This is a genomic window from Stomatobaculum sp. F0698 (genome assembly GCF_030644385.1).
Lineage (GTDB): Bacteria > Bacillota > Clostridia > Lachnospirales > Lachnospiraceae > Moryella.
This window is the reverse complement of record NZ_CP130060.1, coordinates 1,608,869-1,626,561: the sequence shown is the minus strand read 5'-3', so window position 1 is coordinate 1,626,561 and position 17,693 is coordinate 1,608,869. Positions and strand designations below refer to the sequence as shown.

The 17,693-nt window shown below is 57.4% G+C and carries 17 protein-coding genes and 1 tRNA gene; 17 read left to right on the top strand and 1 reads right to left on the bottom strand.

All coding sequences use genetic code 11. The features are described 5' to 3' along the window. The first annotated feature begins 18 nt into the window (after nt 1-18). From ilvD to QU660_RS07300, 17 genes are all read left to right on the top strand, one after another. Nucleotides 19-1,695, top strand: a complete 1,677-nt coding sequence (gene ilvD, locus QU660_RS07380) for a dihydroxy-acid dehydratase (RefSeq protein WP_304945886.1) — start codon at nt 19-21, stop codon at nt 1,693-1,695. Then, on the top strand, nt 1,688-3,355 hold the full coding sequence (gene ilvB, locus QU660_RS07375; protein ID WP_304945885.1) for a biosynthetic-type acetolactate synthase large subunit: 1,668 nt from the start codon (nt 1,688-1,690) through the stop codon (nt 3,353-3,355). Before ilvD ends, ilvB begins: the two co-directional genes overlap by 8 nt. A gap of 80 nt (nt 3,356-3,435) precedes the next feature. After that, nucleotides 3,436-4,515 carry a 3-phosphoserine/phosphohydroxythreonine transaminase gene (serC, locus tag QU660_RS07370; RefSeq protein WP_304945884.1) on the top strand — a complete coding sequence of 360 codons (1,080 nt, stop codon included), beginning with the start codon at nt 3,436-3,438 and terminating at the stop codon, nt 4,513-4,515. 3 nt (nt 4,516-4,518) lie between these two features. Beyond that, complete coding sequence (locus QU660_RS07365; protein WP_304945883.1) at nt 4,519-5,688, top strand: phosphoglycerate dehydrogenase; 1,170 nt, start codon at nt 4,519-4,521, stop codon at nt 5,686-5,688. Between the two features lies 1 nt (nt 5,689). After that, nucleotides 5,690-6,952: a DUF1015 domain-containing protein gene (locus tag QU660_RS07360; RefSeq protein ID WP_304945882.1), complete on the top strand. Its 1,263-nt coding sequence runs from the start codon at nt 5,690-5,692 to the stop codon at nt 6,950-6,952. After that, complete coding sequence (locus QU660_RS07355) at nt 6,949-7,428, top strand: DUF1700 domain-containing protein (protein ID WP_304945881.1); 480 nt, start codon at nt 6,949-6,951, stop codon at nt 7,426-7,428. The genes QU660_RS07360 and QU660_RS07355 overlap by 4 nt, the downstream gene beginning before the upstream one ends. 36 nt (nt 7,429-7,464) lie before the next feature. Further along, on the top strand, nt 7,465-7,917 hold the full coding sequence (locus tag QU660_RS07350) for a bactofilin family protein (protein ID WP_304945880.1): 453 nt from the start codon (nt 7,465-7,467) through the stop codon (nt 7,915-7,917). Beyond that, a complete protein-coding gene (locus tag QU660_RS07345; protein WP_304945879.1) occupies nt 7,871-9,004 on the top strand; it encodes an NlpC/P60 family protein in 1,134 nt (377 codons plus the stop codon). The genes QU660_RS07350 and QU660_RS07345 overlap by 47 nt, the downstream gene beginning before the upstream one ends. A gap of 273 nt (nt 9,005-9,277) precedes the next feature. After that, nucleotides 9,278-9,865 carry a C40 family peptidase gene (locus QU660_RS07340; RefSeq protein ID WP_304945878.1) on the top strand — a complete coding sequence of 196 codons (588 nt, stop codon included), beginning with the start codon at nt 9,278-9,280 and terminating at the stop codon, nt 9,863-9,865. 166 nt (nt 9,866-10,031) lie between these two features. Beyond that, nucleotides 10,032-10,883 carry a C40 family peptidase gene (locus QU660_RS09855; protein WP_304945877.1) on the top strand — a complete coding sequence of 284 codons (852 nt, stop codon included), beginning with the start codon at nt 10,032-10,034 and terminating at the stop codon, nt 10,881-10,883. 335 nt (nt 10,884-11,218) lie between these two features. After that, the gene (locus QU660_RS07330) at nt 11,219-12,403 is read left to right on the top strand and encodes a THUMP domain-containing class I SAM-dependent RNA methyltransferase (RefSeq protein WP_304945876.1); all 1,185 of its coding nucleotides are present in this window, start codon (nt 11,219-11,221) and stop codon (nt 12,401-12,403) included. Nucleotide 12,404: 1 nt separating this feature from the next. Next, a complete protein-coding gene (gene rdgB / locus QU660_RS07325) occupies nt 12,405-13,016 on the top strand; it encodes an RdgB/HAM1 family non-canonical purine NTP pyrophosphatase (RefSeq protein ID WP_304945875.1) in 612 nt (203 codons plus the stop codon). Between the two features lie 62 nt (nt 13,017-13,078). Then, a tRNA-Pro gene (locus QU660_RS07320) sits at nt 13,079-13,152 on the top strand. Nucleotides 13,153-13,480: 328 nt separating this feature from the next. Then, the gene (locus QU660_RS07315) at nt 13,481-14,449 is read left to right on the top strand and encodes a metal ABC transporter solute-binding protein, Zn/Mn family (RefSeq protein ID WP_304945874.1); all 969 of its coding nucleotides are present in this window, start codon (nt 13,481-13,483) and stop codon (nt 14,447-14,449) included. A gap of 16 nt (nt 14,450-14,465) precedes the next feature. After that, nucleotides 14,466-15,209, top strand: coding sequence for a metal ABC transporter ATP-binding protein (locus tag QU660_RS07310; RefSeq protein WP_304945873.1), 744 nt, complete (start codon nt 14,466-14,468; stop codon nt 15,207-15,209). Beyond that, on the top strand, nt 15,209-16,054 hold the full coding sequence (locus QU660_RS07305) for a metal ABC transporter permease (RefSeq protein ID WP_304945872.1): 846 nt from the start codon (nt 15,209-15,211) through the stop codon (nt 16,052-16,054). Before QU660_RS07310 ends, QU660_RS07305 begins: the two co-directional genes overlap by 1 nt. Continuing rightward, nucleotides 16,051-16,905: a metal ABC transporter permease gene (locus tag QU660_RS07300; RefSeq protein WP_304945871.1), complete on the top strand. Its 855-nt coding sequence runs from the start codon at nt 16,051-16,053 to the stop codon at nt 16,903-16,905. Before QU660_RS07305 ends, QU660_RS07300 begins: the two co-directional genes overlap by 4 nt. Here the strand turns inward: QU660_RS07300 and QU660_RS07295 are convergent. Continuing rightward, on the bottom strand, nt 16,846-17,520 hold the full coding sequence (locus QU660_RS07295) for a YoaK family protein (RefSeq protein WP_304945870.1): 675 nt from the start codon (nt 17,518-17,520) through the stop codon (nt 16,846-16,848). The two genes, QU660_RS07300 and QU660_RS07295, sit on opposite strands and share 60 nt — an antisense overlap. Between the last annotated feature and the right edge of the window lie 173 nt (nt 17,521-17,693).

Below are 17,693 nucleotides of genomic sequence, written 5' to 3'. Positions count from 1 at the left end.
TAGAAAGAAGGAATTACCATGTTAAGCGATCACGTGAAAGCGGGGATGCAGCAGGCACCCCACCGCTCTTTGTTTAATGCACTCGGCTTTACCCAGGAGGAGATGAAGAAGCCGCTCATCGGTATCATCTCGTCCTACAACGAAATTGTCCCGGGCCACATGAACCTCGACAAGATTGTCGATGCCGTGAAGCTCGGCGTCGCAGAGGCGGGCGGCATGCCTGTCGTGGTGCCGGCCATTGCGGTCTGCGACGGCATTGCGATGGGACACACGGGCATGAAGTACTCCCTGGTTACAAGAGACCTGATTGCGGATTCGACCGAGTGTCTCGCGAGAGCGCATCAGTTTGATGCGATGGTCTGCGTCCCGAACTGCGATAAGAACGTGCCGGGTCTCCTCATGGCGGCGGCGCGCGTCAACATCCCGACCATCTTTGTGAGCGGAGGCCCCATGCTTGCGGGTCGCGTGAAGGGCGAGAAGCGCTCGCTCTCCAGCATGTTTGAGGCGGTCGGCGCTTACGCGGCCGGCAAGATGACCATAGAAGATGTCTCCGAGTTCGAGGAGAAGGTCTGCCCGACCTGCGGCAGCTGCTCCGGTATGTACACGGCGAACTCGCTGAACTGTCTCACCGAGGTGCTCGGCATGGGACTTCGCGGCAACGGAACGATTCCGGCGGTCTACTCGGAGCGCATTCGCCTCGCGAAGCACGCCGGCAACCAGATTATGGAGCTCTACCGGAATGATATCCGCCCGCGCGACATCATGACCGAGAAGGCATTTATGAATGCGCTGACCGTGGATATGGCGCTCGGCTGCTCGACCAATACCATGCTCCACCTCCCGGCGATTGCGCACGAGGCGAAGGTGAAGCTGGATGTGAACATTGCGAACGAGGTTTCCGCGCGCACCCCGAATCTCTGCCACCTTGCGCCGGCGGGTCACACCTATATGGAAGATCTGAACGAGGCGGGCGGTGTCTACGCCGTGCTGAAGGAACTCTCGAAGAAGGACCTCATCAACCTCGACTGCCTGACCGCGACCGGCAAGACCGTCGGCGAGAACATCGAGAATGCATGGAACCTCGACAAGGAAGTCATTCGCCCGATCGAGAATCCCTATTCCGAGACAGGCGGTATCGCGATTCTCCGCGGCAACATTGCGCCGGAGTCCTGCGTCGTGAAGCGCAGCGCGGTGGCACCGGAAATGTTAAAGCACAGCGGCCCCGCGCGCGTCTTTGACTGCGAGGACGATGCGATTGCGGCCATCAAGGGCGGCAAGATAGTCCCGGGCGATGTCGTCGTGATTCGTTACGAAGGACCGAAGGGCGGCCCCGGCATGCGCGAAATGCTGAATCCGACCTCGGCGATTGTCGGCATGGGTCTCGGCTCCACCGTGGCGCTCATCACGGACGGACGCTTCTCCGGCGCGAGCCGCGGCGCTTCGATCGGCCATGTGGCACCGGAGGCGGCGGTCGGCGGTCCGATTGCGCTGATAGAAGAGGGCGATATCATCGACATCGACATCGATGCGCACTCCCTGAACGCGCGTGTCTCCGAGGAGGAGTTCGCGGAGAGAAAGAAGAACTGGAAGCCGCGCGTCAATGAGGTGGACGGCTACCTGGTTCGCTACCGCGAGCTGGTGACCGGCGCGCCGCAGGGTGCGGTGCTCTCGGTGGAAGGCTGGAAGCATGACTAAGCTGAGCGGCGCGGAAATTGTAATCGCCTGCCTCAAGGAACAGGGCGTTGACACGGTCTTCGGTTATCCGGGCGGTGCGATTTTGAATATTTATGATGCACTCTATAAGCACAGCGATGAGATTCACCATGTGCTGACCAGCCATGAGCAGGGCGCTGCGCACGCGGCCGACGGCTATGCGCGCGCAAGCGGCAAGGTCGGCGTGTGCCTTGCGACCAGCGGCCCCGGCGCGACGAACTTAGTCACCGGCATTGCGAGCGCCTATATGGACTCTTCGCCCGTGGTCGCCATCACCTGCAATGTGGCCAATCCGATTCTCGGAAAAGACTCGTTTCAGGAGATTGATATTGCCGGCATCAGCATGCCGATTACCAAGTACAACTTTATCGTGAAGGACGTTCGGGAACTCGCGGGTGTATTGCGCCGCGCCTTTCGGATTGCGCGGAGCGGCCGTCCGGGCCCGGTGCTGGTAGACATCACGAAGGATGTGACGGCGGCGGAGACCGAGTACGAGCCGAAGAACATCGCGGTCGCCTCTATGCAAGAACTTCCGGCGGCGGAGAAACTCACGGAGGCGGTTTCGCTGCTCCGTGCGGCAAAGAAGCCCTGCATCATGGCGGGCGGCGGCGCGATTTTATCGGAGGCCGCGCCCGCACTGAAGCGCTTTGCCCATAAGCTCGACGCACCGGTCTGCTGCACCCTGATGGGGCAGGGGGCCTTTGACCAGAACGACACGCTCTACACGGGCATGGTCGGCATGCACGGCACCAAGACTTCGAACTACACGGTCTCGGACTGCGATTTGCTCGTGGTGGTCGGCGCGCGCTTTTCCGACCGCGTCGCGGGAAGCCCGAAGCAGTTTGCGGCAAAGGCGAAAATCTTGCAGATTGACGTTGACGAGGCGGAGGTCAATAAGAACATCCATGTCGCGGCGGCCTTAATCGGCGATGCGGGACAGATTCTTTCCTGCCTCGCGGAGAGCCTGGAGCAGCAGCACCACCGGGAGTGGCTCGCCGAGATTCAGCGGCGCAAGGAGCAGTTCCCCCTGCAGGTCGGCGAGGGCTTAACGGGGCCGCGCGTCATCCGGGAGCTCGATGCGCTCACGCCGGACGATGCGATCATCGTGACCGAGGTCGGTCAGCACCAGATGTGGGCGGCACAGCACTACAGTTACCGGAATCCGAGAACCTTTTTGACAAGCGGCGGCCTCGGAACCATGGGCTTCGGCCTCGGTGCGGCCATCGGCGCACAGAGCGCCATGCCGGATCGCGTGGTCGTGAATGTCGCGGGAGACGGCTGTTTCCGCATGAATATGAACGAGCTCGCGACGGTGGCCCGCGAAGGACTTCCGCTGATCGAACTGATTGTGAATAACCATGCGCTCGGCATGGTGCGTCAGTGGCAGACTCTGTTCTATGAAAAGCGCTACTCGTCGACCGTGCTTCGGGATCATGTGGATTACTGTAAGATTGCCGAGGCCATGGGCATTCGGGCCTACTGTGTGACGAGCGTGGAAGAACTCCGCGCCACGCTTTCGGAGGCGGTCGCAAGCCGCAAACCGGCGGTGTTGGATGTTCGTATCGATTCCGACGAGAAGGTATTCCCGATGTGCCCGCCCGGTGCGGACTTAAAGGAAGTCTTCGACGAGACGGATTTATAACTTTAAAATCAGTCAAAATATGATACAGTTATTGTAAGAAATTGTTTTGGTTTTCGCTTTACAAGCAAGGAGGAGAGCAGATGGCACGTGTATATAATTTCAGCGCCGGGCCGGCAGTGCTTCCGGAGGAAGTGCTGCGGGAAGCGGCGGAAGAGATGCTCGACTACAAGGGAAGCGGAATGTCGGTCATGGAAATGAGCCATCGCTCCAAAATGTTTCAGGACATTTTAGACACGGCGGAGCAGGACTTTCGAGAGCTCCTCGGGGTTCCGGAAAATTACAAGGTGCTCTTCATTCAGGGCGGCGGTCATGTGCAGTTTGCCATGGTCCCGATGAACCTCATGCGAAACCGCAAGGCGGATTATGTGGTGACCGGCCAGTGGGCCAAGAAGGCCATGCAGGAGGCAGCGCTCTACGGCGACGTGCGTGCGGTGGCTTCGAGCGAAGACAAGGTCTACAGCTATATCCCGGACTGCGAGGATCTTCCGATTCGGGAGGACGCGGATTATCTCTATATCTGCAAGAACAATACGATTTACGGCACGGCCTTTCATACCTTACCGAACACGAAGGGAAAGAACCTCGTCGCGGATGTCTCCTCCTGCTTCCTTTCGGAGCCCGAGAAGATTACGGACTACGGCATACTCTGGGGCGGCGTTCAGAAAAACGTGGGTCCCGCGGGCATGGCAATCGCCGTGGTGCGCGAGGACTTAATCGGAGACTGCCTGCCCGGAACGCCGACCATGTTGCGCTACGATACCTATGCGGCGCACGGCTCGCTCTACAACACCCCGCCCTGCTACAATATCTATATCTGCGGCATAGTGTTCCGCTGGATTAAAGAGCTCGGCGGGCTCACGGCCATGCAGAAGCGAAATGAGAAGAAGGCGGCACTGCTCTACGATTTCCTCGATCAATCGAAGCTTTTCACGAATCCGGTGCGGCGCGAAGACCGCTCGGTCATGAATGTGACCTTTGTGACCGGAAACGAGGAGCTGGATAAAAAGTTTGTCGCGGAGGCAAAGGCCGCGGGACTTGAAAATCTGAAGGGACACCGCTCGGTCGGCGGTATGCGCGCAAGCCTTTATAACGCAATGCCGATCGAGGGTGTGCAGCACCTCACGGACTTCATGGATGCGTTTGAGAAGAAGGAGGCCTGAGGCATGTTTCGGATTCACTGCAAAAATGCGATTTCGGAGGAGGGCTTACAGAGCCTGCTCCCGAACTTTACGCTGACGGAGGCAGAGGAAGAGGCAGAGGGCATCTTGGTGCGCTCCGCGGACATGCACGAGGAGAAACTCGGTGCGGCGACTCTGGCCGTGGCGCGGGCGGGCGCGGGTGTCAACAACATCCCCCTGGAGCGCTTTGCCGAGGAGGGCGTGGTGGTCTTTAATACGCCCGGCGCAAACGCAAACAGCGTGAAGGAACTTGTGATCTGCGAGATGCTGCTTGCCGCGCGAAACGTAATTCCGGCTGTGCACTGGGTTGCGGCGCATAAGGATGCACCCGATATCGCGAAGGAAGCCGAGAAGGGCAAGAAGCAGTTTGTCGGAACGGAAATTTGCGGCAAGAAGCTCGGTGTCATCGGCCTCGGCGCCATCGGCGCGGAAGTCGCGAATGCGGCGGTCGCGCTCGGCATGGAGGTTTACGGCTACGATCCCTACCTCTCGGTGAACGGCGCCTGGAGAATCAGCAAGGAGGCGCGCCATGCGACCTCGCTCGAGGAACTCTGCAAGCAGTGCGACTACATTACCATTCATGTCCCGCTGACCGACAAGAACCCGGGCATGATAGGCGAAAAAGAGATTGCGGCCATGAAAGAAGGCGTGGTCTTCTTAAACTTTTCGCGCGACAAGCTGGTCGACGAGCGCGCCATGGAGGCGGCGCTCACGAGCGGCAAGGTGAGACTCTATGTGACCGACTTTGCGAATCCGCTCTCCGTGAAACTGGAGAACGCTATCGTGACACCGCATCTCGGCGCCTCAACCGAAGAGGCCGAGGATCACTGTGCGGTCATGGCGGTTAAGGAGCTCATGGATTATCTGGACAACGGCAACATCCGCAATTCCGTGAACTATCCGGACTGCGACATGGGGGTTCCGACGAGCGCACAGCGCATTGCCCTGCTCCACAGAAATGTGCCGAATATGATAGGTCAGATCAGTGCGGAACTCGCAAAGCGAAACATCAACATCGACAAAATGACAAATAAGAGTCGCGGCGCGTATGCGTACACCCTCATGGACCTCGAGAGCTGCCTGCCGGCAGAGGATGAGGCGGCCCTCAGAGCCATTCCGGGTGTGATACGCTTCCGCGCAGTGACAGGAGGCTGATATGGCAGAGGTCAAGGCGTTTTGCGCCCTTCGTCCGAATGAGAAGCAGGCGGCGGAGGTTGCGGCCCTCCCCTACGATGTCTACACGAGAGAGGAGGCGAGAGCTGCGGTGCAGGGACACCCGCTCTCCTTCCTGAACATTGACCGTCCGGAGACCCAGTTTCCGGAGGACTGCGACATGTACGCGCAGGAGGTCTATGAGAAGGCGCGGGATATGCTGCGTGAGCAGACGGCGGCGGGCGTCTATGTGAGAGAGGAGAAGCCGGTCTACTTCTTCTACGAGCTGAGCGTCGAGAGCGGCGTGCTTGCGCCTCTCTTAAAGGGACACAGCCAGACCGGTGTGGTTGCCTGCTCTTCCGTGGACGACTATCTGAATCAGGTGGTGCGGAAGCACGAGAACACGAGAGAGGAAAAAGAGCGGGATCGCATACGGCACGTGGATATCGTGGATGCGCAGACGGGCCCGATTTTCTTAACCTACCGCGGCACCGAGGCCTTAAAGGCCTGCGAGGCGCGCGCCAAGGAGCAGGCGCCGATTTATGATTTTGTGGGAGATGACGGCATACGCCACCGCGTGTGGCGCGTTGCGGACGAGGCAGAGGTTGCGGCTGTCACCGAGGGCTTCCGGGCGGTTCCGACCACCTACATTGCGGACGGTCATCACCGTGCGGCTTCTGCGGTCAAGGTTGCGCTGAAGCGGAGAGAGGAGCATCCGGATTACACGGGCAAGGAAGAGTTTAACTACTTCCTCTCGGTGCTGTTCCCGGAGGAAGAACTTCGCATACTCCCCTATAACCGTGTGGTCGATGATTTGAACGGCGAGAGCCCGGCAGACCTTCTGCTCGCGCTCGACCAGGTCTTTACGATACGCGACTGCGGCGAGACGGTGCCGACACCCGAAATGAGAGGCGAGCTCGGCATGTACTTAGACGGTCACTGGTATGCCCTCGGCGTGCGCGAGGAACTTCGCTCGGAGGATCCGGTCGAGGGACTCGATGTCTCCTTCCTGCAGGATGAGGTGCTTTCCCCGCTCCTTGGAATCGAGGATCCCAGAACTTCGGAACGCATCCGCTTTATCGGCGGAATCCGCGGCAGCGAAGAGCTGAAGCGCTTGGTCGACCAAAACGGCGGTGTTGCCTTCCTCATGTATCCGACGCAGATGGAAGAACTGCTCTCGGTTGCGGATGCGGGTCTACTGATGCCCCCGAAGTCCACTTGGTTTGAGCCGAAGCTCCGCAGCGGACTCTTTATTCACAGCTTATGAGCAAGCAGCAGTTTTTGGACGAGCTCGCAGCGCGCCTCCGGGAGGAGGGCGCCGAGCTTCTGGTCGCGGAAAATCTGAATTTTTATCGCAGTTACATCGAGGAAGAGGTTGCAAAGGGGCGGAGCGAAGAAGAAGTGCTCGCGGAGCTCGGCAACCCGGCGCTGATTGCGCGATCCATACTGGATGCCGCGGGCTTTCAGGTGGACGGCATGCCGGACCGGAATCCCGAGGGGGATCTCGGCGCGGCTGCCTCGCAGCATTACCGGGAACAGAGTGAAACCTCGCGGGAAGAGAGTGATATTCATATCAAAGTGCAGCGTTTCAATTCATGGCTGCTCGGCCTCTTATTCCTGCTGTTCGCGCTTCTTCTGATACTCGCGATAGCGGGCTTGATTATTTGGGCGGCGCCCGTCATCTTTGCGCTGCTGGTATTCCGTTTTGTGTATCAGGCGCTGAGCGAGTTGTTTCGGCGCTAAACCATAAGAGTCATAGCCAGAAGGAGGAGAGTGGAAATGTTCAGTTCAAAGAGCAAGGCAGAACCGGTGATTCCTGTATCGGCCAATAAGATCGATACCATCATCGGCGAGAAGACGCGGGTCGAGGGGACGCTGCACACCCAGGACACAACGAGAATCGACGGCAGAATCAAAGGGGAAGCCATCTCCGACGGTTATTTGATCATCGGTGAGAACGGCTACGTGGAAGGCGATATTCGAAGCGAAAATATGTTGATTGCGGGCACCGTGCAGGGCAATATTTTTGTGCGGGAGCGCCTTGAGGTCACCGAGAACGGCAAGATCATCGGTGATATCACGACCAAGTCTCTGATTATCGCGGAGGGCGCATCCTTCGCCGGCAAGTGCACCATGACCTCGCTGCAGAAGGTTCAGGACGGTGTGCAGAAGGAGGCAGAGAAGCATGTGGAAGCGAACCGAAAAGAGCAAAAGGCCCCGGAAGCAAAGTAAGAAAGAGACGGGGTTTACCCTGCTTCTGCTCTCAAACAGCGAGAAGAAGCCGGTGCAGTTTCAACTGCCGCCTCTCTTTTTTAAGGGGATGCTCACGGTGGTTCTTCTCTTGCTCGGTCTCACCGGCTACGGCCTGATTTCGGCGGCTCTCTTAAAGCCGGTTGCGCGCCAGAAAGCAGCGCTCGAGCAGGAAATTGCGCTCTTAAAAGTGGAGCAGGACAAGATACGCTCGGAAAATCAAAATCTGAAAGCCTACACCGAACAACAGGACAAGGAGATGCAAAATCTCCAGGAAGTCTCGGACGAAATCAAGAGTAACATCGAAAATTTGCAGGGACGAGACAGCGAAATTCGCGGAAAGTTGGGACTCTCCGAGAACCCGCCGGCCTCTTCGGGCAATGCAAGTCAGCCGGGGCAGACCCCGGTCGGCACGGCGCAGAGCACGGCGGAGTTACAGCCGCTTGCGCTCGGCGACGCGGGCGAGGGAGAAGAGTACAACAAGCTGGACGGGAGCGCGGCCGAAGTCATTTTGCAGCGGGAGAGCAGTGTGCAGCTCTCCGTCATGATGGGCGCACGGCAGCGCGGCAATACCATGCAGCTCGCGGCGGAGTTACAGCGGGCACAGGCCTTGGTATCTCTCACTTCGGAGAATTACGACGAGTATGAGGGTGTGGTTGCCTCACAGGAATTCCAGGCGCAGCAACGGGCCGAGCGGGCGCAGCAGCGGCGGCAGACCGTCATCGGTTACGCGCTCTCCTTTCTCGGCGGTCGCTATGTCTACGGCGGGGAAAATCCCTACTCGGGAACGGATTGCTCGGGCTTTACACGCTATATCCTAAGCCATGCGGGCGGCGTGTACATCAACCGCACGGCGGCGGAACAGGCGCAGCAGGGCAGAGAGGTCTCGATTGAAGAGGCAAAGCCCGGCGATTTGATTTTCTACAGCAACGGCAGTCGTGTGAACCATGTCGCCATGTACATCGGCGACGGCAGAGTGGTGCATGCCTCCAACGAGAGAAACGGCATCATGGTTTCGCGCTGGAATTACCGGACACCGGTACACATCCGAAATATTCTCGGCGAATAAACGAGAACGTAACACTTTTGTAACAATATTGAGAAGAGCTCTGTGCGGGAAACCGCGCGGAGCTCTGTTTTTTTCGCCTGAAAGATAGGGAAATCGAAAGAATTGGGGCCAAATGTAAAGAATTTGTAAAAACCTTGACGGGAGAGCAATGAGAAGCTATACTAGCCACTGTAACAATTCCGTAACAAGTAGGGAATTGTTCCGTAACAAGAACAAAGAGAGAGTATGAGAGAGCGTCCAAGACGACTATGCTTTTCAACGGAGGGACAATCGATGAACCATTTTAAAAAATATCTGGCACTGGCAACCCTTGCTTCCGTGATTTCCGCGGGCAGCGCAGTAACTTCCATGGCAAGCCCGAAGGTCACGAAGAACACCGCGGCTTGGGTCGAAGAGGCAAAGGAGCAGGCAGAGGCTGAGCGTGCCGCGGAAGAGGCAAAGGCAGCCGAGGAAGCGGCAGCTGCTGCGGCAGAGGCGGCGGAAGCTGCACAGAAGTCGAGCAAGCGCCAGCAGGTCGTGGACTACGCCCTCTCGTTTGTCGGCGGACGCTATGTCTGGGGCGGCACGGATCCGCACACCGGCGCGGATTGCTCGGGCTTTACGGGCTACATCCTGCGCAACGCGGGCGGTGTCTCGATCAGCCGCAGCTCCGCGGAGCAGGCGGGTGAGGGCAGAACCGTTTCGGCCGAGAACATGCAGCCGGGCGACCTTCTCTTCTATAGCAAAGGCGGCGGTGTGAATCATGTCGCTATGTACATCGGAAACGGACAGATTGTTCATGCATCTTCCTCAAAGACCGGCATCATCGTTTCGGCATGGAACTACAGAACGCCGGTTCGCATTGCAAGTTTTCTTGACTGATTTGTCAAGTGTCGAGAAAAAACTAAAGAAATCCTAAAGATTGGAACGTTGACTTTAGCAATATCGCCGCCTATACTGGATTCATATTTGCAACAGGTTGAAATATTTTCGTAATATTTAGCACTGTTCGGGGGAATCGACAGAGAATAGATTAGGGGGATGTGCTGTGAGGAAGCGTATCGGAGTTTGTGCGGCATTGGCGCTCTGCGTATCCATTGCGGCGAGTGTACCGGCATTCGCTGCAAAGGATGACGCCGTTATGGTAGAGGCGCTCAACAATGAAAGTGCCGAGGTGAACGGGATTGTGCCGGAGCTCCATGTGGAGGATGCGGAGGCGTCTAATAGTAACGGACAGGGCGTGGTTGAGTCCGCGGTTGTCGGAGATATGAAGCCGGCGAAGCCGGTCGGAGAGCCTACCGGCGAGGAGAAGACCGAGAGCCTTCAGAATACCAGTGCCGCGGTCATCCGCAAGGGAGCTTCCGAGAAGTCCGAGACGGCAAAGCAGCAGAAGTCCGACGACAATGCAGGTCCGAACGGCAGAATTCAGGCAAAGCTCAGCGGAAACAGCTCGGATCCCGTGAGTGCACAGACCAAGACCTCCGGCGGCGCAGGAAGAAGCGTCACGGACTGGAGCAAGGTCAGCAAGCTCAGAAAGTCCATTGTCAGCTATGCGAAGAGCCTTGAGGGCAGCCGCTATGTGTTCGGCGGTGTCGATCCGAAGAGCGGCATTGACTGCTCGGGTCTCATCCTGGTCGTGATGCGCGATAAGGCAGGCCTTGATTTGGATCACTATTCCGCTTCGCAGGCAACCGAGGGTGTTGCGGTCAGCGCAGATCAGATGCGCCCGGGCGATATCATCGCTTACGACGGCCAGCCGCGCGACGGCAAGGTCAACCACATCGCAATCTATGTCGGAGACGGCAAGGCAATTCACGCGAGAGGTAAAAACGAGGGCGTGCAGATTACGGCTTGGGACTATGCAGAGCCGCTTGCAATTCGCAACCTGCTCGGTGACTGAGTAATACAATCGAATGAAAGAACCCGTCGGCTTAGTCCGGCGGGTTTTTGATTGTTGTAAAAGCCGGAGGCAGAAGTTTTCCGGCGGGGCTGGCGGGGGCACATATCAAAGAAGTTGCTGTAAAAACCTTCAGGCGTTGAAAACAGAGTTACGGCGCAAGATGTATTTGTGCACCGGGACGAGAGGCGGAATCGGAAGCCGGACGAAGGCTTTGCGGAATCTAACTGCGTTAGGGTCGAAGTTGGCCCGGTAGTTCGGCAGAGCTTCCGACAAAAATACGCGCATTCGGAGAGCTTCGGCTTGCAGTGCCCCCCGTTTTCGCGTACACTCTCCCTATGAAGAATACATTTACATTGACGGCGCCCTGCCATTTCGGCTTAGAGGCGGTATTGAAGCGGGAAATTACGGAACTTGGTTACGATATTACGGCGGTGGATAACGGCAGAGTGAGCTTTCTCGGCGATGCGGAGGCAATCGCGAGAGCCAACCTCTGGCTCAGAACTGCGGAGCGCGTGCTCATCGAGCTGGGACGCTTTCGGGCGACCAGCTACGAGGAGCTCTTTCAGGGCACTCTGGCCCTGCCCTTCGGCGAACTGATTCCGCGGGACGGGCGCTTCTGGGTTGCGAAGGCAACTTCGGTGGACTCGAAGCTCTTCTCCCCCTCGGACATCCAGTCTGTCATGAAGAAGGCCATGGTGCGTTCCATGGAGAAGCAGTATGGCGCGGTGCCCTTCCCCGAGACAGGGGAGAGCTATCCCTTCCGCGTGAGCATCCAGAAGGACATTGTGACGGTCGCGCTGGATACGAGCGGTGTCTCCCTGCATAAGCGCGGCTATCGCACGGAGACGGCGCGTGCGCCGATTACCGAAACCCTCGCGGCGGCACTCCTCCTTCTGACCCCTTGGCATGCGGACCGCATCCTCGCGGATCCCTTCTGCGGAAGCGGAACCTTCTTAATTGAAGCGGCAATGATGGCGTCCAATATGGCGCCGGGCATGAACCGCGAATTCTTGAGCCAAAACTGGGAGCATTTGATTCCGAAGAAAATCTGGTATAACAGCTTTGACGAGGCGCAGGAGCTGCTCATTCCGAAGCCGGAGACCGATCTCCAGGGGTTTGACATTGACGGCAGCGTGATACGCCGCGCAAAGATTAACGCGGAGCAGGCGGGTGTCAGTGAGTTGATACACTTTCAGGAGCGGGATGTGGCGCAGTTCAGCCATGCAAAGAAGTACGGTTTTATCGTGACCAATCCGCCTTACGGCGCAAGACTCATGGGTGAGAGCGGCGAGGCAGCGGAGGTTGAGGCGCTCTACCGCACCCTCGGCGAGCGCTTCCGCGCGCTGCAGGACTGGTCACTCTATCTCATCACGGCCTTCCCGGATGCGGAAAAGTGCATCGGCAGAAAGGCGGATAAGAACCGAAAAATCTACAACGGTATGATGAAGACCTACTTCTACCAGTTCCTCGGGAAAAAGCCGCCGAAGCGTGAAAAGCGCACAGAGAAGCAGGGGGAGTGAGATGCGGGACATTATCTTTGCGACGGGAAACGAGAATAAAATGCGGGAAATTCGGGAGATTTTCGAAGGTCTCCCGGTGAGACTGTACTCGCTCAAGGAGGCGGGACTGGTCTCGGACCCGGAGGAAAACGGTGCGAGCTTTGCGGAAAATGCCTTCATTAAGGCGGAGGCCGTGCATGCGCTGCGCCCAGACGCCATTGTGATGTCGGATGATTCCGGACTCTGTGTCGATTATTTGAACGGGGAACCCGGGGTCTACTCGGCGCGCTGGCTGGGACGCGACACCTCCTATGCCGAGAAGAATGCGGAGCTGATTCGCAGACTCGAGGGCGTAGAAGGAGAAGCGCGAAGTGCCCGCTTTACGGCGGCCATTGCCTGCATACTCCCGGACGGCACCCGGCTTCTCAGCGAAGCGCATATGGAAGGACAGATTGCGAAGGCACCCGCAGGCGAAAACGGCTTCGGCTACGACCCCATACTCTATTTGCCGGAATACGGAAAGTGCTCGGCAGAACTCAGCGAACACGAGAAAAACGCAATCAGCCACCGCGGCAAGGCCCTGCGGCAGATGCAGGAGAAGTTGCGTGAACTTCTCTCCGCAAAAGAGCGCTGAGCGCCGGGGAGCGGGAATTTCGATTTACTTTCACTTCGGAATACAGTATAGTAGACGTCGTGCGGGGTGTAGCCCAGCCCGGTAGGGCGCCTGCTTTGGGAGCAGGATGTCGCAGGTTCGAATCCTGTCACCCCGATGAAGAGGAAAAGCGGAAGGCTTTGGAAACAAAGCCTTCCGCTTTTTTGCGTGGGAAAATCGGTGGAATGCGGGATGCGAGAAAATCAGAAGTCTATGGTCTGCTGCAGGCGGCGGGCAATCATAACACCCATTTCGGTGAGGGCAGAGGCTCACCTGTCTCGCGAGTTGTCAAAGGATAAGCCGGGAGAAGCCTTTCCCTCGGAGAGTCTTCTCCTTTTTTTGTCAAAAAATAATTCGGAAAAGACTTGCAGATGTAGTTAGTTTATGCTATCTTCGTTTTAGATAGATTAGTCCAGACTAATCAAATTGGAACGGAGGAAACGATAGTGAACAGTGTATTGGTGATTCAGAGAAAGTTGCGGAAGTTTGGGCTTGCGTTTCTCGCGTTACTGGCACTTGGGGCTTGCGGGCAGAAGAGCAAGGCGGCAGAGAGCAAGGCCGAGGACGGGAAATTAAAGGTGACGGTTACGACGACCTTTTTGCAGGATATGACGGAACAGCTTGCGGGCGACTATACCGATATTGCGCTGGTCATACCGGCGGGCGAGGATCCGCACAGCTATGAGGCAAAGCCGGAGGACCGGGAGAAGTTTAAGAATGCGGAGTTGGTGCTCTATCACGGTCTCCACTTTGAGGGACATATGACGGAACTCTTGGAGGCGGTCAACGGCCATGCGGTCACGGCATCTTTTACGCAGGATGATATTCTGTCTGCGGACAGCAGCATGGGGCTCGCGGCAAATGCTGCGGATCCGCACTTTTGGTTCGATGTGAAACTCTATGAGAAGGCCTGCGATGAGGCGGCCAAGGCGCTGATTGAGAAGATTCCCGCGCACGAGAAGGAGATTCGGGCAAATCTGGATGCATACCGGACAAAACTCGAGGCTTTGGATGCGGAAATCCGCTCGACGCTTGCGGAAATTCCGGAGGAGAGTCGCATTCTGGTCACGCCCCACGATGCCTTCCATTATTTCTCGCGGCGCTACGGCATTGAGGTGAAGGCACCCCAGGGTGTCAGCACGGATGCGGAACTCTCGACCAATGACATGGCGGAGACGGCGGATTTTATTGTCGCGCATAAAATCAAGGCGATTTTTGCGGAGTCCACAACGGACCCGGCACGCATGAAGAAGCTACAGGAAAGCTGCGCGGCGCGCGGCTTTGCGGTTGAAGTGGTGAGTGGCGGCAATGAGGAACTCTACAGCGATTCGCTCGCGCAAAAGGGCGAGGACGGCGACACCTATATCACGATGGTGGAACACAATGTAAAATTGATTGCGGCGCATTTAAAATAAGCGCGAGGAGAGAAGCATGAACGAAGAGAGAGCGGCGGTCGCAGTGCATCAACTGTCTGCAGGGTACGGAAAGCGGACGGTGCTGCGAGACGTCGCTTTTTCTCTGCCCGCGGGGGAGAGAATTGCCCTAATCGGACCGAACGGGGCCGGAAAATCCACACTGTTAAAGACCATGCTCGGTTTTTTGAAACCGAAAAGCGGAACGGTGGAGATTTTCGGGGAGCCGCTTGAAAAGGTCAGGGCGCGTATCGCCTACATGCCGCAGAGCGCAGAGGTGAACTGGAATTTTCCGATTACCGTGCAGGGTGTCGCAGAGATGGGGCTCTTTTTTTCGCTCGGCTGGTTTCGAAAGCCCGGCAAGGCGGAACAGGAACGCGTCGAACAGGCGCTGGAAGAACTGGGACTCACGGATCTTAAAAAGCGGCAGATTTCCGAACTCTCGGGCGGACAAAAAAAGCGTGTCTTTTTGGCGCGCGCGTTGGTACAGGATGCGGATTTGTTCTTTTTGGATGAGCCGCTTGCCGGGGTGGATTACCGGAGCGAGCGCGCCATCATGGAAAAACTGGCGGCCCTTGTCGAGGCTGGGAAGAGCGTGGTCGCCGTACATCACGATGTCCACACGATTACGCGCTACTTTGACCGCGCGGTCCTCCTCGATGACGGAACGGTTCAGGCGGCCGGTGAGGCATGCGATGTTGTGGTGAGCGAAGCTATGCGGCGCTGTTACGGCGAGGTGTTTCAGGCGGAGAAGTGGCGGTGATGAGACTTTTATTATCTTACGATTTTTGGGTGGTCGCGAGCGGCGCGGCGTTGCTCGCCGCAATTGCCGCGGTGATAGGCTGCTTCAGTGTATACCGGGGACAAAGTTTAATCGGCGACGCGCTGGGGCACGCCTCCTACCCGGGGGTGGTGCTCTTTTTTATGTTGTTTCGAAGCCGCAATCCGCTGATTCTCTGCCTCGGTGCGGCCGGAAGTGCGGCGCTTTCCTATGCCCTGATTCTCTGGCTGCAGGGCGAAAAGAAGCTCGCGCCGGATGCCGTTCTCGCAACGGTGCTCGCGGGGATGTTCGGACTTGGCATGGTGCTAAAGACCTTCATTCAGGGAAATCCGGACTTTCGCAATGCCTCGCAGTCGGGGCTCCGCGTCTATATTTTTGGTTCGGCTGCTTTTATGACAAGACGGGATGTGCTGCTTTTGCTCTGCGGGGCGGTGCTGCTCTCGGTTCTTCTGTTGCTCTTTCGCAGGCCCTTGCAGTATTCGAGTTTCGACCCGGGCTATGCGGCTTCGCTCGGCATTTCGGAGCGGCTCATGGGCGCGGTCATGCTGTTTCTGACGGTCGCCGTGATAGCCCTCGGCATACGCACGGTCGGGGCCGTGCTGATTTCGGCCTTCTTACTGATGCCCTGTATCGCGGCCTCGCAGTGTGCCAAGACACTTTCCGCAGTCTTGCCGCTCGCTGCGCTGATGGCGGTGCTCAGCGCCCTGCTCGGCTGCGCCGTGAGTACGGTATCGGAGGGAATCTCAACCGGACCCATGATTATACTCTGCATGGGCGCCTTTACGCTTGCGGCCTTTTTAGTTCGCCTCGGAAAGGAGAGAGGATGATAGATGTCGTTTTGGTGCTGCTCAGCACCTCCCTCTGCCTCGGCGTTCCGGGCTGCTTTCTGGTACTGCGGCGCCTCTCGATGACGGCGGATGCGGTGAGCCACGCAGTCTTACTCGGCATAGCGCTCGGCTTCTTTTTTGTGCGAGACTTAAACTCCCCCGTGCTCATTGTCTCGGCAGCACTCTTCGGGCTTTTCAGCATTCTTCTCACCGAATGGATTGCATTGCGTTGTCATATCGCGCGAGATGAGGCGCTAGGTCTGGTCTTCCCGGTCTTCTTTTCGCTCGGTGTAATCCTGGTGACGCGCTGCTTTCGGAACGTGCACCTCGACACGGAACTCATTCTGATGGGAAATCCGCTGTTTGCGCCCTTTCTGCAAAGCTTCGGGCTGCCGCGCGCGGTGATTGCGAATCTGTTGCTCTTCGCGGTCAATTTGATTTTTGTGCTTGTCTGCTTTCGGCCGCTCGGCTATGCCTGCTTCGATCCTTCGTATGCGAGCCTGCTCGGGTTGCCGCTCACGCGCATTTTCTATATGCTGCTCACGCTGAGCGCCTTCAGTGCGGTGGTAGCCTTTCAGAGTGTCGGCGCCGTGCTCTCCATCGCCTTTTTTATCGCGGCTGCGGCTGCGGCGAGCCTGCTTGCGCGGAACTTGCGCGAAATGCTCTGCCTCACCCTGCTAATCGGGGCCTTGGTTGCCGTTTGCAGCACCGTGACGGCGCTTCGTCTGAATGTGTCGCTGTCCGGGATGTGTGCGGTGTTTTTCCTGCTTGTGTTGCTTCTGCTGCGCTTCTCAGCGTTCCTCCGCAAACATCAGCAGTACGCCGACCGCGAGAAAGAGGGGGCAGAATAAAACGGCTTTGATGCCGAAAAGCGGAGACAAATTTCCGCCGACACCGGCGCCGAGTCCAAAGATCAGGATGACGCCAAAGTAGTAGAGGGCACGCTCCAGTTGAGACCGGTTCTTGGTGCGAAGAAAATCGGAGACCGCGGCGGTGCCGCTTCTTAGATTTCCGATGCACATGGTGCTCGCATAGGCGTTGCCGTTTACCTTGCGGAAGGCCTGTACCTGCAAGGCACAGGCAAAGGAGACCAACATATTGGCCTCGAGATTCCATTCCGCGCCGATAAAGCCGACAAAGCCGAGAAGCAGCATCTCAACAAGCAGGATGCCCTGCCGCCAGTGCAGGCGGCGTGATTGTTTGAACTTCCCCTCGAATTGTTCCGCGGCAAAGATGCCGCCCGCAAAGGCAAAGAGCGGGAAGAGATAGCGGATGCCGCCGCTGAAATCGCCCGCAAGAAATTTGGTGGACATCAGCACAATGTTTCCGGTCTGGGCGTTTGCGAAGACATGATTGCGGACAATATAGGTATAGGCGTCCTGAAAGCCGCCGCTGAACGCAAGAAAGGCGGTGAGCAACATGGTGTCGGAGACCTGGCGTTTTGTCGGCCGCTTGTGAGTTTGCATGAGAGCTCCTTTCTGTCACAAATGCAAAGTTGCTTGCACAGTAAAAGCATAGAGGCATTTTGTCCCTACTGCAAGAGAAGCGCGGCGATTTGTGATGAATGTACAGACGAAGCGGAAAAAGCCTTAATTCCCGGGATTTTACAGGGGAATTTTGCGGAAATACTTGACATTTT